The sequence below is a fragment of the Streptomyces sp. NPDC086080 genome, from assembly GCF_044540255.1.
In the GTDB taxonomy this organism is placed as follows: domain Bacteria; phylum Actinomycetota; class Actinomycetes; order Streptomycetales; family Streptomycetaceae; genus Streptomyces.
Genome location: NZ_JBITRU010000019.1, coordinates 102,869 through 123,770, shown reverse-complemented (window position 1 = coordinate 123,770; position 20,902 = coordinate 102,869). Strand labels below are relative to the sequence as shown.

23 protein-coding genes and 1 pseudogene are annotated in these 20,902 nt (G+C 73.2%); 15 read left to right on the top strand and 9 right to left on the bottom strand.

Going from position 1 to position 20,902, the window contains the following annotated elements; all coding sequences use genetic code 11:
* The first annotated feature begins 31 nt into the window (after positions 1-31).
* Both ACIF9R_RS22800 and ACIF9R_RS22795 read left to right on the top strand, forming a co-directional pair.
* Positions 32-778, top strand: a complete 747-nt coding sequence (locus ACIF9R_RS22800; protein ID WP_399983005.1) for an MBL fold metallo-hydrolase — start codon at positions 32-34, stop codon at positions 776-778.
* A gap of 41 nt (positions 779-819) precedes the next feature.
* Positions 820-2,052, top strand: coding sequence for a DUF4032 domain-containing protein (locus ACIF9R_RS22795; protein WP_399983003.1), 1,233 nt, complete (start codon positions 820-822; stop codon positions 2,050-2,052).
* Between the two features lie 13 nt (positions 2,053-2,065).
* On the opposite strand, the gene ACIF9R_RS22790 is transcribed toward ACIF9R_RS22795, so the two are convergent.
* Complete coding sequence (locus ACIF9R_RS22790; RefSeq protein ID WP_399983001.1) at positions 2,066-2,938, bottom strand: universal stress protein; 873 nt, start codon at positions 2,936-2,938, stop codon at positions 2,066-2,068.
* A gap of 509 nt (positions 2,939-3,447) precedes the next feature.
* Between ACIF9R_RS22790 and ACIF9R_RS22785 the strand changes: the two are divergent.
* From ACIF9R_RS22785 to ACIF9R_RS22765, 5 genes and pseudogenes are all read left to right on the top strand, one after another.
* A pseudogene (locus ACIF9R_RS22785) lies at positions 3,448-3,802 on the top strand (UBP-type zinc finger domain-containing protein).
* A gap of 88 nt (positions 3,803-3,890) precedes the next feature.
* Positions 3,891-5,219 carry a CAP domain-containing protein gene (locus ACIF9R_RS22780; protein ID WP_399982999.1) on the top strand — a complete coding sequence of 443 codons (1,329 nt, stop codon included), beginning with the start codon at positions 3,891-3,893 and terminating at the stop codon, positions 5,217-5,219.
* Between the two features lie 72 nt (positions 5,220-5,291).
* Positions 5,292-5,969, top strand: coding sequence for an AIM24 family protein (locus tag ACIF9R_RS22775; protein WP_399982996.1), 678 nt, complete (start codon positions 5,292-5,294; stop codon positions 5,967-5,969).
* A gap of 82 nt (positions 5,970-6,051) precedes the next feature.
* Positions 6,052-7,011: a threonine/serine dehydratase gene (locus ACIF9R_RS22770; protein ID WP_399982994.1), complete on the top strand. Its 960-nt coding sequence runs from the start codon at positions 6,052-6,054 to the stop codon at positions 7,009-7,011.
* Between the two features lie 79 nt (positions 7,012-7,090).
* Complete coding sequence (locus ACIF9R_RS22765) at positions 7,091-8,701, top strand: protein kinase (protein WP_399982991.1); 1,611 nt, start codon at positions 7,091-7,093, stop codon at positions 8,699-8,701.
* On the opposite strand, the gene ACIF9R_RS22760 is transcribed toward ACIF9R_RS22765, so the two are convergent.
* Positions 8,660-10,141: a serine hydrolase domain-containing protein gene (locus tag ACIF9R_RS22760; protein WP_399982989.1), complete on the bottom strand. Its 1,482-nt coding sequence runs from the start codon at positions 10,139-10,141 to the stop codon at positions 8,660-8,662. The two genes, ACIF9R_RS22765 and ACIF9R_RS22760, sit on opposite strands and share 42 nt — an antisense overlap.
* A gap of 293 nt (positions 10,142-10,434) precedes the next feature.
* Here ACIF9R_RS22760 and ACIF9R_RS22755 point away from each other — a divergent pair, with 293 nt between their 5' ends.
* The gene (locus tag ACIF9R_RS22755; protein WP_399982986.1) at positions 10,435-10,860 is read left to right on the top strand and encodes an SsgA family sporulation/cell division regulator; all 426 of its coding nucleotides are present in this window, start codon (positions 10,435-10,437) and stop codon (positions 10,858-10,860) included.
* A 44-nt stretch (positions 10,861-10,904) separates the two neighbouring features.
* Here ACIF9R_RS22755 and ACIF9R_RS22750 read toward each other — a convergent pair whose 3' ends face one another.
* Positions 10,905-11,426, bottom strand: coding sequence for a DUF6328 family protein (locus tag ACIF9R_RS22750; protein ID WP_399982984.1), 522 nt, complete (start codon positions 11,424-11,426; stop codon positions 10,905-10,907).
* Between the two features lie 120 nt (positions 11,427-11,546).
* Here ACIF9R_RS22750 and ACIF9R_RS22745 point away from each other — a divergent pair, with 120 nt between their 5' ends.
* Positions 11,547-11,888 (top strand): hypothetical protein, encoded by a 342-nt coding sequence (locus tag ACIF9R_RS22745; protein ID WP_399982981.1) that lies wholly within the window; start codon positions 11,547-11,549, stop codon positions 11,886-11,888.
* Positions 11,889-11,897: 9 nt separating this feature from the next.
* On the opposite strand, the gene ACIF9R_RS22740 is transcribed toward ACIF9R_RS22745, so the two are convergent.
* Genes ACIF9R_RS22740 through ACIF9R_RS22730 form a run of 3 tightly spaced genes read right to left on the bottom strand, consistent with a single transcriptional unit; the run spans position 11,898 to position 14,472 of the window.
* Positions 11,898-12,881 carry an aldo/keto reductase gene (locus ACIF9R_RS22740; RefSeq protein ID WP_399982979.1) on the bottom strand — a complete coding sequence of 328 codons (984 nt, stop codon included), beginning with the start codon at positions 12,879-12,881 and terminating at the stop codon, positions 11,898-11,900.
* Between the two features lie 58 nt (positions 12,882-12,939).
* Entirely contained in the window at positions 12,940-13,635 is a 696-nt protein-coding gene (locus tag ACIF9R_RS22735) for a ribonuclease H (protein WP_399982977.1), read from the bottom strand.
* Positions 13,636-13,677: 42 nt separating this feature from the next.
* Entirely contained in the window at positions 13,678-14,472 is a 795-nt protein-coding gene (locus ACIF9R_RS22730; RefSeq protein ID WP_399982974.1) for a VOC family protein, read from the bottom strand.
* 164 nt (positions 14,473-14,636) lie between these two features.
* Between ACIF9R_RS22730 and ACIF9R_RS22725 the strand changes: the two genes are divergently transcribed.
* Complete coding sequence (locus tag ACIF9R_RS22725; protein WP_399982972.1) at positions 14,637-15,563, top strand: SGNH/GDSL hydrolase family protein; 927 nt, start codon at positions 14,637-14,639, stop codon at positions 15,561-15,563.
* Positions 15,564-15,614: 51 nt separating this feature from the next.
* On the opposite strand, the gene ACIF9R_RS22720 is transcribed toward ACIF9R_RS22725, so the two are convergent.
* Positions 15,615-16,097: a VOC family protein gene (locus ACIF9R_RS22720; RefSeq protein WP_399982969.1), complete on the bottom strand. Its 483-nt coding sequence runs from the start codon at positions 16,095-16,097 to the stop codon at positions 15,615-15,617.
* Between the two features lie 213 nt (positions 16,098-16,310).
* On the opposite strand from ACIF9R_RS22720, the gene ACIF9R_RS22715 reads away from it, so the two are divergent.
* Positions 16,311-16,970 carry an ATP-dependent Clp protease proteolytic subunit gene (locus ACIF9R_RS22715; RefSeq protein ID WP_399982967.1) on the top strand — a complete coding sequence of 220 codons (660 nt, stop codon included), beginning with the start codon at positions 16,311-16,313 and terminating at the stop codon, positions 16,968-16,970.
* Positions 16,970-17,569 carry a ClpP family protease gene (locus ACIF9R_RS22710; RefSeq protein WP_399982964.1) on the top strand — a complete coding sequence of 200 codons (600 nt, stop codon included), beginning with the start codon at positions 16,970-16,972 and terminating at the stop codon, positions 17,567-17,569. Before ACIF9R_RS22715 ends, ACIF9R_RS22710 begins: the two co-directional genes overlap by 1 nt.
* A gap of 15 nt (positions 17,570-17,584) precedes the next feature.
* On the opposite strand, the gene ACIF9R_RS22705 is transcribed toward ACIF9R_RS22710, so the two are convergent.
* Positions 17,585-17,980 (bottom strand): helix-turn-helix domain-containing protein, encoded by a 396-nt coding sequence (locus tag ACIF9R_RS22705; RefSeq protein ID WP_399982961.1) that lies wholly within the window; start codon positions 17,978-17,980, stop codon positions 17,585-17,587.
* A 236-nt stretch (positions 17,981-18,216) separates the two neighbouring features.
* Between ACIF9R_RS22705 and ACIF9R_RS22700 the strand changes: the two genes are divergently transcribed.
* Entirely contained in the window at positions 18,217-19,101 is an 885-nt protein-coding gene (locus ACIF9R_RS22700) for a SigB/SigF/SigG family RNA polymerase sigma factor (RefSeq protein ID WP_399982958.1), read from the top strand.
* A 24-nt stretch (positions 19,102-19,125) separates the two neighbouring features.
* Here ACIF9R_RS22700 and ACIF9R_RS22695 read toward each other — a convergent pair whose 3' ends face one another.
* Positions 19,126-19,581 carry an ATP-binding protein gene (locus ACIF9R_RS22695; protein WP_399982956.1) on the bottom strand — a complete coding sequence of 152 codons (456 nt, stop codon included), beginning with the start codon at positions 19,579-19,581 and terminating at the stop codon, positions 19,126-19,128.
* A 146-nt stretch (positions 19,582-19,727) separates the two neighbouring features.
* On the opposite strand from ACIF9R_RS22695, the gene ACIF9R_RS22690 reads away from it, so the two are divergent.
* Together ACIF9R_RS22690 and ACIF9R_RS22685 are read left to right on the top strand one after the other, a co-directional pair.
* Complete coding sequence (locus ACIF9R_RS22690) at positions 19,728-20,312, top strand: PRC-barrel domain-containing protein (protein ID WP_399982953.1); 585 nt, start codon at positions 19,728-19,730, stop codon at positions 20,310-20,312.
* Positions 20,309-20,752 carry a PRC-barrel domain containing protein gene (locus ACIF9R_RS22685; protein ID WP_399982950.1) on the top strand — a complete coding sequence of 148 codons (444 nt, stop codon included), beginning with the start codon at positions 20,309-20,311 and terminating at the stop codon, positions 20,750-20,752. Before ACIF9R_RS22690 ends, ACIF9R_RS22685 begins: the two co-directional genes overlap by 4 nt.
* Positions 20,753-20,902: the final 150 nt, after the last annotated feature.

Here is a 20,902-nt window from a genome sequence, read left to right as displayed (position 1 = left end):
GGCGACAACTCGGCCCGGAGTCAGGACGATCATGCGAGCGACGGTGCGGCACGTCACGGACGGCACCTGTCTGGTGCACGGCACGAACACCAACTGGGTGCTCCTCACCGAGGGGGACGCCGTCACACTGATCGACACCGGCTACCCCGGCGACCGCGAGGGGCTGCTCGCTTCCCTGACCGAGGTGGGGAGTTCGCCGGAGGCGGTGACGGCCGTGCTGATCACCCACGCCCACAACGACCACCTGGGCTCCGCCGAGTACCTGAGCGCCGCGTACGGCACGCCCGTGTACACCCATGAGGCCGAAGTACCGCACGCGCGGCGGGACTTCCTGCACCAGGTGGGCGTCGGGCAGGTCCTGCGGGCCGGCTGGCGGCCGGGCGTGCTGCCCTGGGCGGCGCACGCCCTGCGCAGCGGCGGGACGGTGGATGTCGCGGTCACCGCGCCCGAGCCGTTCCCGACGGCGGGTCCGCTCGACCTGCCCGGCCGGCCCGTGCCCGTGCACACGCCCGGCCACACCGCCGGGCACTGCGCCTTTCACCTCCCGCACCTCGGTGTGGTGGTGTCGGGCGACGCCCTGGTCAGCGGTCACCCCACGTCACGGACCGAGGGGCCGCAGATGCTGACCGACATGTTCCACCACGAGCGCGCCACCGCCATGGCCTCCCTGGACGTCCTGGCGGAGCTGGACGGGGACCTGCTGCTGCCCGGACACGGCCCGCTGCACCAAGGGCCGGTGCGGGACGCCGCCCGGCTGGCCCGGGAGCGCGCCCAATAGGGTGAGGTGACGATCACCCGCGAGACGAGGACACCCCAGCCATGGCACTGCAGATCAACGCCACCAACCCGGAGCATCCCGCGCTCCTGTTGGAACTGCCGTGGCACCTGCCGCTGGAGGAGTGGCCCGAGAAGTACCTGGTGCCGCTCCCGCGCGGCATCTCCCGGCACGTGGTGCGCTACGCGCGCGCCGGCGACGAGGTGATCGCGGTGAAGGAACTCGCCCAGCGGCCCGCGCTGCGGGAGTACGAACTGCTGCGCGATCTGGACCGGATCGGCATCCCGGCGGTGGACCCGCTCGCCGTGGTCACCGGCCGCACCGACACCGGCGGGGAGCCGCTGGAGAGCGTCCTGGTCACCCGGCACCTCGGTGGCTCGATGCCGTACCGGTCGATGTTCGAGACGACACTGCGCCCGGCGACCATGCACCGCCTGATGGACGCGCTCGCCGTGCTGCTGGTGCGGCTGCACCTGGCGGGGTTCGCCTGGGGCGACTGCTCGCTGTCCAACACGCTGTTCCGGCGCGACGCGGGCGCCTACGCCGCCTATCTCGTGGACGCCGAGACCGGCGATCTGCACCCGGAACTGAGCGTCGGCCAGCGCGAGTACGACCTCGACCTCGCGCGGGTCAACATCAGCGGCGAACTGCTCGACCTGGAGGCCTCCGGAGCACTGCACCCCTCCGTCGACCCGATCGAGTTCGGCACCGAGATCTGCGCCCGCTACGAGGGCCTGTGGCAGGAGCTGACCCGCACCTCCGTCTACCCGGCGGGCAAGTACCACTACATCGAGCGCCGTATCCGGCGGCTGAACGACCTCGGTTTCGACGTGGCCGAGATGCAGATCGAGTCCGCCTCCAACGGCGACACGGTCACCTTCGTGCCCAAGGTCGTCGACGCCGGCCACCACCAGCGGCAGTTGCTCCGGCTGACCGGTCTCGACGCCGAGGAGAACCAGGCCAGGCGGCTGCTGAACGACCTGGAGAGCTGGATGGCCACCCAGGACGACTTCGCCCCCGGCGATCCCCTCGGCGCCCGTCCGGAAGTCCTCGCCCACCGCTGGGTGCGCGAGGTCTTCCGGCCCACCGTGCGTTCCGTGCCCCCGGACCTGCGCGGCGCGATGGACGCCGCGGAGATCTACCACGAGCTCCTCGAGCACCGCTGGTACCTGTCCGAACGGGCCCAGCAGGACATCGGTCTCGACACGGCCGTCGAGGACTACATCAGGAACATCCTGCCCACGGCCCGGACGACCCTGCGGCCGACGGGCGACTGAGCCGGCGGCGGACTCAGGCGGGCGGCACGACCGCCACCGGGCAGTCCGCGTGATGCAGCACGCCGTAGGCCACCGACCCGATCCGGGTGCCCACCGCCGTACGGCGGGCGCGCCGGCCGACGACCATCAGCTGGGCGGTGCCCGCCACCGACAGCAGCACCTGTCCCGCGCTGCCCATCTCCACGTGCTCGACCACGTGCACGTCCGGGTAGCGCTCCCGCCAGGGTGCGAGGGCCGCCACCAGCGCCTTCTGCTCGTACGGCTCCAGTCCCCCGGCGTCGTCGAGAAGCTGCAGCGAGGCGGGGCTGTAGGCGAACACCGGCGGCAGGGTCCAGGCACGCACGGCGCGCACGGTGGCCCCGCGCCGGGCGGCGGTCTCGAAGGCGAAGCCGAGCGCGGCGGCGCTGTCCTCCGGGTCGCCCTGCTGGCCGACCACGATCTCGTGCCCGGCGACCTCGTTCGACGGCTGGTCCCCGGCCCGGACGAACACCACCGGCCGCCGCGCCCCGACGATCACCTGCTGGCCGACCGAGCCGACCAGGAAGCCCATGATCCGTCCGTGCCCGCGTGAGCCGAGCACCAGCATCTCCGCCTCCGCGGCGACGGCCGTCAGCATCTCCACGGCGTCGCCCTCGGGGACGTCCGTGGTCACGGACAGCTCCGGGTGCCGCTCCCGGACGGTACGGACCGGCTCCCCTGCCGCGTCGCGCACCCACTGCTCCTGGGTCGTTCTGTCCCCCGTGTCCACCGTGTCGTGGGCCTCGAACCGCCAGGCATGCACCACCCGGAGCGGCAGTCCTCGGCGGACCGCCTCCCTGGCCGCCCAGTCCAGCGCGGCGAGGCTCTCCTCGGTTCCGTCGATCCCTGCCGTGATCGGGCGCGTCATGCGGTTCCTCCCGGTGTTGTGTCCACTGCGCGGGGTCCAGTCTTCCCTACACCCTTCCCGCGACCCGGGGTGGGAGTCCGGGAGCACCGCGTTCCTGAGCGAATCGACGCGAACACCCATACGATGGGCACGGCCGGTGCGGTGGCCGCGACGGATCCGGGTCCGCCGTGCCGGGGAGCCGACGCCGACGTGGGGGACGTATGACCGAGGCCGCCGACGCAGCGCGGACCATACCGGCGGTCGGCGGCGCCGACGTCCCCCACGGGCCCGCGCCGGCCGAGGATGCCGTCGCCCGCCAGGGGCACGGCGTGTGCATCGTCGGGGGCGCCACCTCCGCGGAAGGTCGACCGCACGCCGCCGCGCGTCCCCACGGACACCCGGGACCGCGTTCTCCACCCTTTCCTCTTCCTCACCCGTGAGGGCACCGGCCCCCGGCCGGGACTCTCCTGACGGATCGTTGCGACCCGCGCACCGCACCGGCCCCCCGACGACACCCCTGAGGAGACCGCATGACCAGCGAGCACACCATCGACCCCGGCGTCCCGCCCACCGGAGCGGGATGCGCCGACTGCGACACCTCGGGCGGCTGGTGGTTCCATCTGCGACGCTGCGCGAGTTGCGGCCACATCGGCTGCTGCGACAGCTCACCCGGACAGCACGCCACGGCGCACTACCGGTCCACCGGGCATCCCGTGGTCCGCAGTTACGAGCCGGGCGAGGCCTGGTTCTGGAACTACGCCACCGAGGAGCTCCACGAGTCCGGCCCCGAACTCGCCCCGCCCGTGAGCCGCCCGGCCGACCAGCCGGCGCCCGGCCCCGGCCGGCCGGGTGCCCGTCGACTGGGTGGAGAAACTGCACCGCTGAGCCGTGCGGACGGGAACCCGCGTCCCCTGCTCGTCGTTCTCCGGACACCCCCACCGGTCCGCGTGTACGACGACATCAGGACGGCGTGATGAGCGAGTTGGTTCCCGGCGGCAATCTGGCCCTTCCGGGCGGGGCGGTGACCGTCCGGGTGGCCGGGCCCTTCGACGTGTCCGCGTTGATCACGGACGACGGCGGAAAGGTGCGCGGGGACGGCGACTTCGTGTTCTACAACCAGCCGTCCGCGCCGGGCGCCCGGCTGAGCGGGACGGCACCCTCGGGCACGCTCACCGTCGACCCGCCGGCGCTGCGCCCCGGCGCCGCCCGCGTCACGGTGGCCGTCAGCCCCACCGCGCCCGGCACACCGCTGAGTGCCCTGCCGGCACCCGTACTCCAGGTCACCGACGCCGGCGGACGCCTGCTCGCCCGGTTCACGCCGCCACGCGCCCGGGAGGAGACCGTCCTGCTCCTCGCGGAGCTCTACCGGCGCGGCGAGGGCTGGAAACTGCGTGCTCTCGGGCACGGGTACGCCGACGGACTGGCCGGTCTGGCCCGGGACTTCGGTGTGGACGTGGCGGACGACGACGGGGGCGTCGCCGCACGGCCGGTGCCCGTCGCCCCGCCGCCGGCCGGACCGCCGTCCGCCGGGGACGGGTTCCTCGCTCTGGTGAACTCGGCACGCGCCGCCGCCGGTTCACCACCGGTCGCGCACGACCCGCGGCTGGCCGGCGCGGCGCGGGAGCACGCCGGCGTGATGGCGCGGGGCGGACGCCTCGGGGTCGAGGGCATGGACGGCGTCTCCGTGCACCAGCGTGTGGTCGCCGCCGGATACCCGTATCTCACCGTCGGCGAGCACCTGGTCTCCGGCCCGCGCACCGTCGACCGGTTCGTCGACCACTGTCTGCGCCACGAGGCGGCCCGCCGCACCGTGTGCGACCCGGCCTTCACCCACGCAGCCGTGGCGTCGGCCGGCGGCGCCGGGTCCTGTGACATGTACTGGACGGCGCTGTGGGCCGCTCCGCTGACCCCGGACGGCCTGGACCGCGCGGCCGGCGAGGTCGTCGACCTCACCAACCGGGAGCGTGCCCGGGCCGGGCTGCCACTCCTGTCCCGTGATCCCCTGCTGACCGCGGCCGCCCAGGCGCACAGCGCCGACATGGTGGCCCGTGACTTCTACTCCCACACCGCTCCCGACGGGAGCCGGCCCTGGGACCGGGCCGCCGCGGCGGGCTCCGCGCGGCGGACGGTCGGCGAGAACATAGCCTGCGGGCAGCGCTCGCCCGCCGAGGTCGTGGAGGGATGGATGAACAGCCCCGGCCACCGCGCCAACATCCTCAAGGCCGACTTCACCCATATCGGCGTCGGGTTCGCGGGCGGCGGCCGGGCGGGCACCTACTGGACCCAGCTCTTCGGGGCATGACGGCGGCCCCGCTCGCCGTGCCGTCCCCGCCCGATCCTGGCGGAGCGGACGCGTCCGGGTGAGGATGCCTCTATGAAGGGTGACCTGTTTTCCAGTCAGCACATGGTGCAGCCGGCCACGGCCGCGGGCATGTCCGTCGAGAACGCCAAGTGCATCCGCTACACGGTCGACGGCGAGATGCTCGCCCGCCAGGGCGCGATGGTCGCCCATCGCGGCAGCCTCCGGTTCGAGCGCAAGGGCCAGGGCGTGGGCGGCATGCTCAAGCGCGCGGTGACCGGCGAGGGGCTGCCGCTGATGACGGTGAGCGGACAGGGCGAGGCCTGGTTCGCCCACGAGGCGCAGAACTGTTTCATCGTCGAGGTCGACCCCGGCGACGAGTTCACCGTCAACGGCCGCAACGTCCTGTGCTTCGACTCCTCGCTGTCGTACCGGATCGCGACCGTGAAGGGCGCCGGCATCACCGGCGGCGGCCTGTTCAACAGCGTGTTCACCGGGCATGGCCGGCTGGGGCTGGTGTGCGACGGCAACCCGCTGGTCATTCCGGTGTCGCCGGGGTGGCCCGTCTTCGTGGACACGGACGCGATCGTGGGCTGGACGGCGGGGCTCGCCACCTCGCTGCACCGTTCGCAGTCGATGGGCTCGATGCTGCGCGGCGGGTCGGGCGAGGCCGTGCAGCTGAAGCTGGAGGGTGAGGGGTATGTCGTGGTGCGGCCCAGCGAGGCGACACCGCAGAAGGCCCAGCAGCACTGAGCGTTGTTGACCTCGGCCCCCCGCGCGGTTCAGGGTGGGCTCGGCGCGGATCACCAGCCCCCGCGCCGGAGAGGTGACAGTCGTGATCGGGATCGGCGACATCAAGACCGCGGCCGAGCGGATCGCCGGGCACGTGGTGCGGACCCCGACGGTGCCGAGCCCCGGGCTGTCGGCGCTCCTGGGCGTGCCGGTCACGGCGAAACTGGAACTGCTGCAGCGCACCGGTTCGTTCAAGGTGCGCGGCGCGGCGGCGAAACTGCTGGCGCTGAGCGAGGCCGAGCGGGCGGCCGGGGTCGTGGCGGTGAGCGGCGGCAACCACGGGATCGCCCTCGCGGTGATGGCCGCCGCCCTCGAGGTGAAGGCCACGGTGGTGATGCCCCGTTCGGCGCCCGTCCGGGCCGTGGAGATCGCGGAGTCCGCGGGCGCCTCGGTGCGGGTGACCGACGACATGGACGGCGCGTTCGGGCTGACGGGGCGACTCCAGGAGGAGGGTCTGACCCTGGTCCACCCGTTCGACGACCCGGTGGTGATCGCCGGTCAGGGCACCGTGGGGCTGGAGTTCGCCGCCGACGCGGGCGACCTCACGGACGTCCTGGTCAGCATCGGGGGCGGCGGACTGATCTCCGGCGTCGCGTCGGCGCTGGGGGCACTGCGGCCCGGGGTGCGGGTGTGGGGGGTGGAGACCGAGGGCGCGCAGGCGATGTCCGAGGCGCTGGCGGCGGGCGGTCCGGTGCCGGTGGAACTGACGTCGATCGTCTCCACGCTCAGCGCACCGGCCGTCTCGCAGCTGACGTACGCGCATGTGTCGGAGCTGGTCACCGAGGTGCTGGTGGTGCCGGACCGGGAGGCGGTACGGGGCTCCCTCGACCTCGCGGACCACGCCAAGGTGTGGGCCGAGCCGGCCGCCGGCTGTCTGCTGCCCGCCGCGCGGCAGGTGCTGGAGCGGGTCGGCGAGGGCGCCCGGCTCGGTCTCGTGGTGTGCGGCGGCAACGCCACCACCGGCGACATGATCGCCTGGACGGAACACTTCGAGCTTCGCTGAGCCCTTCTTTGAACGGACCCCGCCCGCTCCCCCGTACCACTGGGGACAGCGGGATCCAGCGGTTCGACGAGGGATGGCCATGGGCAGGGCGCACGTCTCCACAGACCGGCCGGTCGCCGGCCGCTACCGGCTGATCGAGATCACGCACCAGGAGACCAATCGCGTCAGCTGGCACGCCCAGGACCTGCGTTCGGGCCGCCCGTGCCTGGCCACCCGGACCGAACTGCCGCAGGCGACCGGTGAGGCCGCCCGCCGGGTCCTGCGGGCCGCCGGGAGCGTGGTCCGGCTGTGCCCCGGCCGGATCGCCACGGTCGTGGACGCCGTCGAGGAGGACGGCTCCCTGTGGACCGTCACGGACTGGATCGACGGCACGCCCCTCGTCGAAGTCCTCGCCGGGCGGGGCACGTTCGACCACGCACGGGCCGCGCGCATCGCGCTGGAACTGCTCGACGTGCTGGACGCGGCGCACGCCGAGGCCGTCACGCACGGGGAGCTCAGCCCCGGCCAGGTGTTCCTGCGCGACGACGGCCCCGTCGTCGTCACCGGGTACGGCCTGGCCGGCACCACGTCGGCGCCCCGGCTCACGGCACCGTCGTACGCCTCGCCCGAGCAGGCCCGCGACCAGCGGATCGGTCCGGCCGCGGATCTGTGGGCGCTGGGCGCGATCCTCTACACGATGCTCGAGGGCCGCCCGCCGTTCCCGGACCGCGGACGGCCGGAGGCCACACTGAAGGGAGTAGACCGGCTGCCGCTGCGCGCGCCGGTGCGGTCCGGTCCGCTCACCCGGGTCGTCCAGGGGCTGCTGCGCAAGGACGCGCGCGAGCGGCTGACCCGCCAGGTGGTCCGTGCGGCGCTCACCCGGGCGCTGCGCGAGGACCCCGGCGCCCTCGAGAACACGGCGCCGGGTCGCCGGCCGCATGGTGCCCGCGCGGCCGCGCTGCGTCGCGCGAGCCGGGAGTGGAGCAGGAGAACCCTGGTGCTCGGCACCACCCTGGCCGTCGTCACCGTCGCCGTCGCCGTGCTCGCCGCGACCCAGGGACTGCCCGGCACCGGAGCCGGAACCGCCGCCGACGCGCCGCGGGCCTCGGTGTCCGCGCCGGCCGGTTCCGAGGCACCCGGAGGGTCGGGCGGCCCCGGTGACCGGGACACGGCCCCGCCGTCCGCCCCGGCCTCACCGACCGCCGCACCGACCGCGACCCCGTCCCCGTCGGGCACGGGAGGCCTCCCGCCCGGTTTCCGGACGTACCGTGCCCCGGAGGGGTTCTCCGTCGCGCTGCCCGAGGGCTGGGAGCGGCTGGACACCTCGGGCACCCCCGGACTGGCCTATCGCGTCACCTTCGGCGCCGAGGGGGATCCGCGCACGCTCGCCGTGACCTACAGCGAGCGGGTGGGGTCGGACGCCGTGGCCGTGTGGCGGGACGACGTGGAGCCGCTCCTGGCGCGGTCCGGCGGCTACGAGCGGATCGGCGGCATCGAGGCGAGGACCTATCAGGGGCGCGAGGCCGCCGACATGCAGTGGTACGCCGAGGACGACGGCGCCCGGGTGCGCACCTTCGGCAGGGGCTTCCTCCTGGGCGGCGGCCGGGGCTTCTCGCTGCGCTGGACGACGCCGGCCGCCGACTGGGCGGAACCCGCCGGCCAGGAGGCGCTACGCACCTTCCTGCGGACGTTCCGGCCGGGCCCGGGCTGAGCCGCGCGGGGCGCGCAGCCCGCTGAGAGGCCAGTCGTGCAGCGGCCGGGTGAGCCAGCGGGCGGTGAAGGTCCGGTGGGTGAGGGAGCACGTGACCCTCAGCCGGTGCGGTGTCTCCACGAACACCACGTCCGCGGTGAGGGTGCCGTCGCCGGTCCAGCCGCCGCTCACGGCCGCCGGGGCGGGCTCCTCGGTGACGGTCCAGCCCTGCCCGTCGAACCGCGCGTCGAACGGCTCGCCGTCCTCCGTGAGGCGCAGCGTCCAGCCGCCGCCGGCGTCCGCCACGGTCTGGGCTGCGGTCAGCTTCGGCTGGTCGGCGCAGATCCCGCCCTCCGGGGTGAACACCGCGCCCCGCCAGTCCCCGGCCCGCTCCGGCGGTACGGGACCGCCCCCGGCCGGGGGCAGCGCGAGGCGGCCGAAGCGCCCGCGCAGTGCGGTGTCCGCGGCCTGACGGCCGGTCAGCGGGGCAGGGCGGAAGGCCGGCACGAGGTGTCGCCAGACCAGGTCCAGATACTCCTGCATCCGCTCGGTCGCCGTGGTCACCGCCACCACGGCGTCGTGCTCCGGCAGGACCAGGCAGAACTGCCCGTACGCGCCGTCGCCGCGGAATCCGTGCCGGGACATCCAGAACTGGTGGCCGTACCCGCGGTCCCAGTCCTGCCTGTCCCCCTCCCCCATGGCGCCGGCGGTCGCGATGTGCGGGTGGGAGGCGCGGGCCACCCACCCCTCGGGCAGCAGCCGCTCGCCCTGCCAGACCCCGTCGTTCAGGTACAGCAGGCCGAGCCGCGCGACGGCGTCGGTCGCGGCGTACAGTCCGCTGAAGCCGATCTCGCGGCCGGCACGGTCCCGCTGCCACACCGTCTCGCCGATGCCCAGCGGGTCGAACAGCCGGGGCCGCAGATAGTCGGTGAGCGACTGCCCGGTGACCCGCTGCACGATCGCGCCGAGCGTGTAGGTGCACGGCTGGTTGTAGGCGAAGACGGTGCCCGGGTCACGCTCGGGCGGCTGGAGCAGGAAGCCGCGCACGGGTTCGACGCGGTCGGTGGCGTACGTCGCGTCGATCATCTCGCCCTCGTGGCCACTGGCCATGGACGCCACGTGCCGGACCAGGATCGACCGGCTGCGGGGGTCGGTGATGTCGGCCTCGAACTCCGGGAAGTACGACAGCACCGGGGCGTCGAAGTCGACCAGTCCCTCGCCCTCGGCGAGAGCGGCGGCGGTCGCCGTGAAGCTCTTGCTGAGCGAGTACAGCAGGTGCGGACGCCGCGCGGTGTACGGCGCCCACCAGCCGGAGGCCACGAGGTGTCCGTGGCGCAGGATCATCAGGCTGTGCGGCTCGATGCCGGGAGCGGCTTCGAGGGCGTCGAGGAAGGCGTGGACACCGGACGCGTCGACGCCCTGGGCGGCGGGGTCCGAGGCGGGAAGAGGACGGGCGGTCATGGAGCCATCCTGCCCGGACGGCCCGCGGGTGATCCACCGTTTTCACCGGGCGTACCGGTTCCGCTCACGGGTCCCTTCCCTGCGGCGGCGACCCGGCGGACTTCGTCGGGGCCGTACTGCCCTGCGCGGAGGCCGGTTTTACCAGGAGGACGCTGTCGCCGGCCCCGCGGGACGCCTTCGGCCGACGCCGGCCGGCGGCACTGTGCGAGGCGAATCACCCGCCCGGCTGAGCATCTCGCGCGAATGCGGGGTACTAGAGGGCTCTACGCCGGTACTGCCCGAAAGGCCTTCACGTGAACTCGTTCGTGCACAAGACCCTGGTGGTGGAGCTCCAGGCGGGCGTCACGGACCGCTTTCCCGTGCTCGCCCATCTGAGCTACGACCCTTCCGACCCGTTCGCCGTCACCCTCGTCTTCAGTCACGACGGCCGGGTCCTGGCCCGCTGGCAGCTGGACCGCGAGATGGTCACCGATGGTCTCACCCGCCCGGTCGGCATCGGAGACGTACGGCTGTGCCCGGAGTCCCGGGGGGTGGGGCGGGAGCTGCGGATGGAGTTCCTCGGTGAGGCCCACGCGGACGGCGGACGGCATCGCGCGGTGGTGTTCGCCTGGGCCGAGACCGTCGGGGAATTTCTGCGGGAGACCCACCGGGTGGTGGCGCCGGGGTGCGAGGAGGTGCACGTGGACGACTTCCTCGCGGACGTCCTGGCCGGGAGCTGAGCCGTCGGGCGCGCGGACCCCGCCGTCGCGCGCGCCCCCTGCCGTCACCCCGTCGTGTGACGGTACCGGGCCCACATCGGCAGGCCCAGCCAGCACAGCAGGTACCAGCCCACCACCCCGACCACCAGGTACGGGACGAAGCCGTCGTGCGTGGCCACGCGCAGGATGAGCAACAGGGAGCAGCTGGTGGTGGCGAGCAGGAGCAGCAGACCGAGCAGGGTGAGACGGGACGCCCAGCGCACCGCCTGCGGTTTGATGCGCCGTCCGGAGACGAGCCGGTGCAGCGACACCGGGCCGATGAGCGCACCGGTGGCGCACGCACCCAGAACCACCGTCACGATGTAGATCGTCTGATCGGTGTCGGACAGTTCGGCGTATTTCGGGGTGAAAACGACGGTCAGCAGGAACCCGAACAGAATCTGTACTCCCATCTGGGCGACGCGGACCTCCTGGATGAGTTCGGTCCACATCCGGTCCGCTCTCTCCTCCTCGCTCTCGTCGCGTCCCCGGCGCCTGGCCCCGCCCCGCTCCGTGTCCGACACAGTGCCTCCCTGTATGTGCGGCATCGGCAAGTCTTCTAGCTGCTTCCCCGAAAACGACCGTCATCCCCGGCGGTCGCCGTTTCGCCGCGCGGGGCACGGTTACCCGGACGGCGATGACACCGAGGCCAGGAGGTCGTGGGACGTATGCCGGACACTCAGCTCACCGTGACGCTCAGCGGCGGGGACGTCGACGACGCCCGGGCGGTCGTCCGGGCCCTCGAGGGCACGTTCGGGGCGGCGGAACAGCGGCCCTCCGAGAAGCGCGCGACGGTCCGCGTGGCCACGTTCACCGGGGAGGGGCAGGGGCCGGCGGCCGGGCACGGGGACACGGAGTCGCTGTCGGCGCCGGTGGAGGTCACCGTGCAGGGCACTCCGGAGGCGGTGCGGCGGGCGGGCGACACGCTCATGCGGTCCTTCACCACCCATGACGTGGGCATCGCCTCCGGCGACCAGGAGCAGGAGAGGCAACTGCTTCTGGAGCCGTGATCCCCGCTGTTACCAGCGGCCCTCCACCTGGTCCCTGATCCGCCGGTCGTAGAGGTCCGCGATCGCCGTGAGCGTCGTGCCGGACAGCTCCGGCAGCCGGGCGGCGGCCGCGTTGGCGCGGGCCTGCTCGGGCGAGCGGGCGCCGGGGATGACGGTGGTGACCCCGGGCTGCTGGACGATCCAGCGCAGGGCCAGCTGGGCCGGGGTGTATCCCTCGGGCGTGAGCGCGGCGAACTCGGCGGCCGCCTCGATCCCCGTCGTGTAGTCGACGCCGGAGAAGGTCTCGCCCTGGTCGAAGGCCTCGCCGTGCCGGTTGAAGTGGCGGTGGTCGTTGTCGGCGAAGACGGTGTCCCGGGTGTACTTGCCGGACAGCAGCCCGGAGGCGAGCGGGACCCGGGCGATGATGCCGACGCCCGCCTCCCGGGCGGCCGGGAGCACCTCGCGCAGCGGCTTCATGCGGAAGGGGTTGAGGATGATCTGCACGCTCGCCACGTTCGGCCTGGCGATCGCCGTCAGTGCCTCCGCGCAGGTCTCCACGCTGACGCCGTAGGCGGCGACGCGCTCCTCCTCGACCAGGGTGTCGAGCGCGTCGAACACCTCGTCGGTGGAGTAGACGGAGGTCGGCGGGCAGTGCAGCTGCACCAGGTCGATGCGGTCGACGCCGAGGTTGCGTCGCGAACGGTCGTTCCAGGCGCGGAAGTTGTCCAGAACATAGTTCTGGGGGAGCTGGTCGACCCGGCGGCCCATCTTGGTGGCGACCAGTACGTGCAGATCGGGCCGCCCGCTCAGGAACGACGCGATGGTCTGCTCGCTGCGTCCGTCGCCGTAGACATCGGCGGTGTCGAAGAAGGTGACGCCCGACTCCGCGGCAGTCTCCAGGACCGAGAGGGCTTCCTTCTCGTCGACGTCGCCCCAGTCCGCTCCGAGTTGCCAGGTGCCGAGACCGATCACCGATGCGTGCTGACCCGACCTGTCGAATGTGCGCTCGTCCATGGGGGCCAGTGTGTCATCCGTGCCGCAGGGGCGACGGGCGGCTCCCGCCGGCGCCCGCTCAGACGTTCTGGACCGTCCGGCACTCGGGGTGGCCCCAGCCCTTGTCGTTCTTGGCGATGGCCTCGCCGGCCGCATAGCCCCGGCCGCACGGGCAGCGGCCCGGGAACTTCGCCTTGATGGTGCGGGCCGAGGAGCCGGCGCGCTGCCGGGGTGTCCGCTGTCCGCCGGACGCACGCTTCGCCGCGCCCCCCGCCGGGCGGTCCGGGGCGGCCGGCGGTTCCGGCGAACCCTGCTCGCTGCCGGCGTTCTCCTGCACGACGGCCGCCCGGCTCGCCGCGCGGTCGGCGAAGTCGTTGAGCCGGTCGCCGTCGACCTGGTGGGCGGGAACGTAACGGAACTCCACCGAGCGGTCCTGCAGCAGGTCGTCGATGCGCACGACGAGTTCCTGGTTGGCGACCGGTTTGCCGGCCGCCGTGCGCCACCCGTTGCGCTTCCAGCCGGGCAGCCAGGTGGTGACGGCCTTCATGGCGTACTGCGAGTCCATCCGCACCTCGAGCGGTACGGCGGGGTCGGTCGCCGCCAGCAGCCGTTCCAGGGCGGTGAGTTCGGCGACGTTGTTGGTGGCCGTGCCCAGCGCCCCCGCCTCCCAGCGGACCGGCGTCCCGGACGCGTCGGCGACCACCCAGGCCCAGCCGGCGGGCCCGGGGTTTCCCTTCGAAGCCCCGTCGCACGCGGCCACAACTCGTTCACACATGCGCCCGATCATGCCATGACCGGCCGGCCGGCACGTCTCCGCTCAGTCCACGTCGGTGGTCCTCGGCATCTCACCCGTGGTGGCCGTGACGTCGATCACGGAGAAGTCCGCGCCCTGCGGGTCGCTGATCGCCGCGAACCGCCCGAACGGGGTGTCCATGGGGCCGAACCGCAGCACACCACCCCGCTCGGTCGCCCGGGACACCGCCTCGTCGCAGTCGGCGACGGTGAAGTAGACGTTGATGTACGGCGGCACCTCGGGCGGGAAGTCGTCCGTCATCCGCATCCGGCCGAGCACACTGCGCTCCCCCAGGTCGTAGATCCTGAAGTCCATCCCGCCCTCGAGCTGCCTGGAGCGGTAGGAGAAGACGGCGGGGAAGAACGCGTCGGACTTCTCCGGCTCACGGGTGAAGACCTCGGCCCAGCAGTACGCGCCCGGTTCGGCCATGGCCCCGAAACCCTCGTGGGTGCCGGCCTGCCAGAGGCCGAAGACGACCCCGCCGGGGTCGCGAGCCAGGCACATGGTGCCGAAGTCGCCGACCCTCATCGGCTCCATCAGCAGCTCACCGCCGTTGTCCCGGATCCGGGCGGCGACATCGGCCGCGTCCCGGGCCGCGAAGTACAGACACCACTGCGAGCTGCCCTCCTGGCCGGGCACGGTCGGAACGACGGCCGCCACCGCCCTTCCGTCGGCGTAGGCCTGGGTGTAGTCGCCGGACTCCGGCGAGGTCTCGCCGAAGGTCCAGCCGAGAACGGCACCGTAGAAGTCCTTGGCCCCCTCGATGTCGTCGAACATCGCGTCGGCCCAGCACGGGGCCCCTTCGGGCGATACGGCCATGGCTGCGGCCCTCTCCGGACGGGTGTCGGTCCGTTCTCCTCACGCTAGCCACCGGCGTCCCCGCCCGCGCGCCGAACCGGCCCGGCCGGAACTGTCCCTTCCCCGACGGCCCCGGCTGTGCTTGCCTGGGGAGCCGTTTCGCCGGCCGGGGGGAGAGCCGCCGCATGCGCAGGGCCTGGATCGTATCCGTGGCACTCGCCACGGCGCTGCTCGGTGCGTGCACCGACCCGTCGTCCGGGCCGGAGGCCGGGCCGCCTCCGGCCGCCGCGCCCGAACCGTCGGCCACCACGCACCAGCGGCCACCCGCCGCGTCCGTGCCGCCCGACCCGTCCGCACCGGCCGTGGACCCGCCGGTGGTGCTGTATCTGGGGGACTCCCTGGCGATGGAGAACCAGAAGGTGCTCGGCGCGGAGCTGCGCGGACGGTTGCGCGCCCGCTACACCAGCGTGCCCTACTCCGGCACGACGCTCTGCGACTACCTGGAGGGATCCGCCGAGCGGTCCCTGGTGCCTCCGGCGGACAAGGCGGCCGCGCTGGTGCGGAGGCTGCGGCCGGATTTCGTGGTGCTGCAGTTCTGGGGCAACGCCTGGGGATACACGCCGTGCATGGAGGGACTCACCTACGACGGCGCGCCGGCGCGGTACCTGGAGCGGTACGCGGCCGACGCGCGGCGCCTGACCGAGCAGATCCGCTCGGCGGGCGGCAGCCGGGGCCCTCGGATCGTCTGGGTACTGCAGGGTCCGGACCCGGTCACCCCCGAGCGGGTGCGCCGGGTGAACGAGCTCTACGAGCGGCGGGCCGACGGCTCCGGAGAGCTCGTCGCCGACGCGGGGAGGACGGTGAGCCCCGAGGGAGCCCGCTACACCTGGGCGCAGTATCTGCCGTGCGACGCCCATGAGCGTGCCCACCCCGGCCACTGCACCGACCCCGGGCGGGACCGCACGGCCCTGCACCGCGACGACGACCCTCTCCATTTCTGCCTGGCGCCCACGACCTCCACGCCCAGGCCGTGCCCGGTCTCCTCCCCCGGCATCCTGCGCATCGCGCGGGCGATCACCCGGGTGATCGGCGAGCAGGTCCGGGGCGGCTGAGCGGTCCTGGCCGAGGCCAGGGAACGGCGGGGCCCCGCCCCGCCCCCGGCGTCACTCACCCGTGTACGCCTTCTCCAGGGCGGCGACGTCGAGCTTGCCCATCGACAGCATGGCCTTCATGGCGCGGTCCGCCTTCTGCCGGTCCGGGTCGCTGATCATCTCGGTCAGCCGGACCGCGTTGACCTGCCACGAGACGCCGAACCGGTCCTTGAGCCAGCCGCAGGGGCCGTGTTCGCCGCCGCCCTCGACGAGCTTCTCCCAGTAGTGGTCGATCTCCGCCTGGTCGGCGCAGTCGAGCTGGAACGAGATCGCCTCGCTGAACGTGAACTCGGGTCCGCCGTTCAGGGCGACGAACTTCTGGCCGTTGGCCGTGAACTCGACGGTGAGCACGGAGCCCTCGGCGCCGGGTGTGGCGTCGGTGTTCCGGACGGTCGCGCCGAGGCTCGAGTTCTTGAAGACCGAGACGTAGAAGTTCGCGGCCTCCTCCGCCTGGCCGTCGAACCAGAGACACGTGGTGAATCCGTCGGTGGTCATGAGTACCTCCTGGGCGTCGAACGCGGTCATCGGTGTAGACCGGCCCGGGTCGGAGAACTCATCGGTGGGCGTGGAACGGGCGGGCGGCGGGCGCTCTGCCCGTGGCGAATCTGCCGCGGGCAGAGAGGTGCCCGTCCGCCGCCCCGGCCGGTCGACAGTGGAGGCACGCGGCTCTGCCGGCCGCGTTCCGACCGACGACCACCAGGAGCGCCGATGTCCCCACTCACCGCCGTCCCCCGGCCGGCCCCGCCACAGCCCCGGGCCGAGGAGGGCGGCACCCCGCCGACCCGGTACGACGACGATCTCGCCGCCCAGCTGCTCGCGCAACGGATCGTGCTGCTCGGCACCCAGGTCGACGAGGTCTCCGCCAACCGCGTCTGCGCGCAGTTGCTGATCCTGTCCGCCGAGGACCCCCGCACCGACATCAGCCTGTACATCAACAGCCCCGGCGGCTCGGTGCACGCGGGGCTGGCCATCTACGACACGATGCGGCTGATCCCCAACGACGTCTCCACGCTGGCGATGGGCTTCGCGGCCAGCATGGGCCAGTTCCTGCTCTGCGTCGGCACGGCCGGCAAGCGTTACGCCCTGCCGCACGCGCGCGTCATGATGCATCAGCCGTCGGGCGGCATCGGCGGCACCACCGCCGACATCGAGATCCAGGCGGAGAACCTGGAGTTCACCAAGCGGACCATCGAGCGGATCACCGCCGAGCACACCGGGCAGAGCGCCGCGACCATCTCCCGGGACGGTGACCGGGACCGCTGGTTCACGGCCGAGCAGGCCCTGGAGTACGGGATGGTCGACCGGGTGGTGGAGTCGCTCGACGACGTCCGCCCGGCCGCGGCACGGCGCGCGATCGGACTGCGGTGATGGGGACGTACACGATTCCGAACGTCGTCGAGCGCACGCCGCGGGGCGAGCGGTCCTACGACGTGTTCAGCAGGCTGCTCGCCGAGCGGATCATCTTCCTCGGGACCGAGATCGACGACGGCGTCGCCAATGTCGTCATCGCGCAGCTGCTCCATCTGGAGTCGGCGGCCCCGGAGAGCGAGCTCGCGGTCTACATCAACTCCCCCGGCGGCTCGTTCACCTCGCTCATGGCGATCTACGACACGATGACGTTCGTACAGGCGCCGATCTCGACGTTCTGTGTCGGGCAGGCGGCCTCCACGGCGGCCGTGCTGCTGGCCGGCGGCGACCCGGGGCGGCGGTTCGTGCTGGAACACGCGCGGGTGCTGCTCGGGCAGCCGGCCGCGGGCGGCGCGCGCGGCACGGCGTCCGATCTGTCGCTCCGGGCCAAGGAGATGGTACGGATCCGTTCCCAGGTGGAGGAGGTGCTGGCGCGGCACACACACCACGACGTGGAGACCCTGCGGGCGGACATGGACCGCGACAAGGTGTTCACCGCCGAAGAGGCCGTGGCGTACGGCCTGGCGGACGAGGTACTGGCCCGGCGCCTGCGGGGGTGAGGCGCCGGGCACGGGTCAGGCGGCCAGGCACATCCCGTCGCGCGCGGGGCCGGGCACGACCCGGGGGGCGGGAGCCCGCCGGGCGGTGACGCGGACCAGCTCGCCGTGGGCCCGCGACAGCAGGTCGCCCAGGCCGAGACCGAGCGCGTGGGCGGCGGCCGCGAGGACCTCCGAGGAGGCCTCCTTGCGGCCCCGCTCCACCTCCGAGAGATACGGCATGGAGATGCGGGCCTCGTCGGCGACGTCCTTCAGCGTCCGCTCCTGGGCGAGCCGCTCCGTGCGCAGCACGTCACCGACGAGGTCGCGCCACAGGGGCTCTCTGGGTGGGGGTGCCGGGGCCGGCCGGGCCGGGGCGGGTCGCAGGGGGACGACGCGGGCGTGGGGGGCGTGGTGCGGCGCTCGATCGGTCACCTGCTCAGCCTAGGAATTCCGGGCCGGAGGGGAAGGGAGCGGCGTTCCGCCCTGAGTGAAGACGGTCCGGCACGCCGGGCCGGCTGCCGCGCCGGGTGTGCTGCCGTACCCTCGGAGGTGGGCAGGAGGACCGTGAGCGCCGCGTGCCGGCCGCTCGGAGATTCCGTGTGCATGGGTCCGCGCAAGCCGGGTACTCGCGAGGCACAGGGCAGCCGTGACATTCGTGGGGAGAGGAAATGAGGACCGCCGTGATCCGGTCGCAGGCGCGGGCAGTCGATGAGCGGACCGAGGCCGCGGCGGGTGACGGAGCACCGCTGGACGTGGATCCCCGGACCGTCGCTCCGCGTGACGCGAGGACGTTGTCCCGGCACTTCTTCCGCCGCCTTGCGGAGCTGGAGGAGGGCACGCGCGAGTACCAGTACGCGCGCAACACCCTCATCGAGATGAACATGTCCCTCGTGCGGTTCGCGGCCGGGCGGTTCCGCGGCCGGGGCGACGACATGGACGACATCGTGCAGACCGGCATGATCGGTCTGATCAAGGCGATCGACCGGTTCGAGCTGTCGCGCGAGGTGGAGTTCACCTCGTTCGCCCTGCCGTACATCGTGGGTGAGATCAAGCGGTTCTTCCGCGACACCACGTGGGCCGTGCATGTGCCGCGGCGGTTGCAGGAGCTGCGGGTCGAGCTGGCCAAGGCCCGCGAGGAACTCGCCGGCCGGCTGGACCGGGAGCCCACGGTCGCCGAGCTGGCCACGCTGATGAACCTCACCGAGCGGCAGGTCGTCGAGGGGCAGATCGCCGCCAACGGGTACACCTCCTCGTCGCTGGACGCCGCCCTCACCGGAGACGGCCCGGACAACGGCGAAGCCGTCCTCGCGGACTTCATCGGGGTGGAGGAGGAGGGGCTGCGGCTCATCGAGGACTTCCACACGCTGGCCCCGCTGATGGCGGAGCTCAGCGACCGCGACCGGGAGATCATCCATCTGCGGTTCGTGGAGGAGGCCACCCAGGCGGAGATCGGTGAGCGCCTCGGCTGCACGCAGATGCATGTGTCGCGGCTGATCAAGCGGATCATCACGCGGCTGCGCGAGGGCATGCTGGGCGACCTCGGCTGCGCCTGACGGGACGGGCGGGACGCCTGCCCCTCATGTGCCGTCGAGACTCAGTACGGCGCGTACCCGCTTGCCGACCGGCACCCGTTCCACGCCGACGTCCTGTGCCAGCGCCCGGACGATCTCCAGCCCGTGCCGCCCGACGCGCTCGGGGTCACGGGGAAAGACGCGGGGCAGCGTGTCACTGCTGTCGTAGACCGCCACGGTGAGCGAGGTGTCCGTACCCTCGAGCTCCAGGATGTACGGTCCCCCGCTGTGCCGGTCCGCGTTGGTGACCAGTTCACTCACCACCAGCAGCACCGCGCCGTCGGACCGCGCGTCGATCGAGGCGTCCCACTGGGTCCTGAGCTGCTCCAGGAACTCCGCGGCGAAGGCCCGCGCCTCGGCGATGCACCCCGGTTCGCCGGTGAAGTGCGCCGCCCGCCGCAGCGGTTCCACGGGTACGCCGAAACCAGTGGGTATCACTGCCCCGTCCACGTGATAGGTCATGCGTTGTCTCTCTGCGTAGCCGGCCCGGCCGGATGATCTGCATCAGTCCTGGTACCCCGGGTCCGGCGGCACAGTCCACCTGATCCGTGTTCGGCCTCGTACCGCGGGGAACCCGGATTCCGCCGGGTCCGGCGGAAGGGCGTGCCATGTACGAACTGGCGGGGGTGCGGAGCCTGGCGACGCTGCCCGTGGTGACGCTGGGCGGTGACGCCGTGGCCCATGTCAAGGACACCGTGTTCGACACCTCGGCCGGGCGGATCGAGAGCTTCACGCTCACCGGCCGGACCCTGCTGTCGGGGCCCCTGCCGCAGTATCTGCCCTGGCCGGCGGTGCACTGTCTGGGTCACCGGGCGGTCATGGTCCGCGACGCGGGAGCACTGTGCGGCATCCGGCTTTCCGCGGCGCGCCGCGAGGCGGTGCGCGGACGGCTGCTGGGGGCGCAGGTGGTGACCGACGAGGGCGAGACGGTGGGGACGGTGCTCGACATCCTGGTCGAGGGCGGCACCAGCGGACGGCTGGTCGCCTTCCGGCTGGCGGCGCACCGTGAGCTGGTGCACGGCTCCCGGCACCGGCGGCACCGGGTGTACGTGCCCCGGGGCGAGGCCCTGACCGTCACCGGCCGGACCCTGGTGATCCCCGCGCACGCCACGACGTACGTCACCGACGACCTGCCCGCCTTCACGGCCCGCGTCGGTGCCCGCCACGATCCCGGACGGGGTGCGGCCCGATGATGCTGTTCTCCCGGGTGCGGGGGCTGCCGGTACTGGCTCCGGGCGGCGCCGGCCGGGTCGGTGTGGTGCGGGCGCTGACCGTCGACGGGGCTCCCTGGCGGGTGACGTACGCCCTGATGGCGCGGGGGCGGCTGCGCAGAGGCGTGCCCGTGGCCTGGGACGCCCTGCGCGCGGCCGGCCCCGGTGCACTGGTCGTCCTCCGGGCCGGCGGCCCGGACGAGGTACCCGCCCACCATGAGCTGGTGGGGAGCAGAGTGCTCACGGAGTGCGGTGAGGAGGGCGGCACGGTGCTCGACGCGGCGTTCGATCCGGTCACCGCCCGCATCGAGGCGGTCCTGACGACACTCGGCGAGGTGCCGCCCGGCCGTCTGATGGGTCTCGGTGACCACGCTCTGGTGATCCGTGACCGTCACGCGCGTCACGGGGGCCGGGGGTTGTAGGCCTCGCGGCGGCGTCATCGTCACCTGCCCGCCCGCCTGCCCATCCGACCGCCCGCCTGCCCATCCGACCGCCCGACCGCCGGGCCGCCGGGCCGCCGGGCCGCCGGACCGCCTGCCCGGCGACGCGGACGGACCTCCCGGCAGGCGACG

Coding starts and splice junctions, on each gene's coding strand:
- ACIF9R_RS22695 (WP_399982956.1), bottom strand. CDS start 19,581: ATGACCTATCACGTGGACGGGGCAGTGATACCCACTGGTTTCGGCGTA.
- ACIF9R_RS22715 (WP_399982967.1), top strand. CDS start 16,311: ATGTCCCCACTCACCGCCGTCCCCCGGCCGGCCCCGCCACAGCCCCGG.
- ACIF9R_RS22730 (WP_399982974.1), bottom strand. CDS start 14,472: ATGGCCGTATCGCCCGAAGGGGCCCCGTGCTGGGCCGACGCGATGTTC.
- ACIF9R_RS22740 (WP_399982979.1), bottom strand. CDS start 12,881: ATGGACGAGCGCACATTCGACAGGTCGGGTCAGCACGCATCGGTGATC.
- ACIF9R_RS22690 (WP_399982953.1), top strand. CDS start 19,728: ATGTACGAACTGGCGGGGGTGCGGAGCCTGGCGACGCTGCCCGTGGTG.
- ACIF9R_RS22685 (WP_399982950.1), top strand. CDS start 20,309: ATGATGCTGTTCTCCCGGGTGCGGGGGCTGCCGGTACTGGCTCCGGGC.
- ACIF9R_RS22790 (WP_399983001.1), bottom strand. CDS start 2,938: ATGACGCGCCCGATCACGGCAGGGATCGACGGAACCGAGGAGAGCCTC.
- ACIF9R_RS22735 (WP_399982977.1), bottom strand. CDS start 13,635: ATGTGTGAACGAGTTGTGGCCGCGTGCGACGGGGCTTCGAAGGGAAAC.
- ACIF9R_RS22750 (WP_399982984.1), bottom strand. CDS start 11,426: ATGCCGCACATACAGGGAGGCACTGTGTCGGACACGGAGCGGGGCGGG.
- ACIF9R_RS22725 (WP_399982972.1), top strand. CDS start 14,637: ATGCGCAGGGCCTGGATCGTATCCGTGGCACTCGCCACGGCGCTGCTC.
- ACIF9R_RS22745 (WP_399982981.1), top strand. CDS start 11,547: ATGCCGGACACTCAGCTCACCGTGACGCTCAGCGGCGGGGACGTCGAC.
- ACIF9R_RS22765 (WP_399982991.1), top strand. CDS start 7,091: ATGGGCAGGGCGCACGTCTCCACAGACCGGCCGGTCGCCGGCCGCTAC.
- ACIF9R_RS22700 (WP_399982958.1), top strand. CDS start 18,217: ATGAGGACCGCCGTGATCCGGTCGCAGGCGCGGGCAGTCGATGAGCGG.
- ACIF9R_RS22795 (WP_399983003.1), top strand. CDS start 820: ATGGCACTGCAGATCAACGCCACCAACCCGGAGCATCCCGCGCTCCTG.
- ACIF9R_RS22710 (WP_399982964.1), top strand. CDS start 16,970: ATGGGGACGTACACGATTCCGAACGTCGTCGAGCGCACGCCGCGGGGC.
- ACIF9R_RS22780 (WP_399982999.1), top strand. CDS start 3,891: ATGAGCGAGTTGGTTCCCGGCGGCAATCTGGCCCTTCCGGGCGGGGCG.
- ACIF9R_RS22775 (WP_399982996.1), top strand. CDS start 5,292: ATGAAGGGTGACCTGTTTTCCAGTCAGCACATGGTGCAGCCGGCCACG.
- ACIF9R_RS22800 (WP_399983005.1), top strand. CDS start 32: ATGCGAGCGACGGTGCGGCACGTCACGGACGGCACCTGTCTGGTGCAC.
- ACIF9R_RS22760 (WP_399982989.1), bottom strand. CDS start 10,141: ATGACCGCCCGTCCTCTTCCCGCCTCGGACCCCGCCGCCCAGGGCGTC.
- ACIF9R_RS22720 (WP_399982969.1), bottom strand. CDS start 16,097: ATGACCACCGACGGATTCACCACGTGTCTCTGGTTCGACGGCCAGGCG.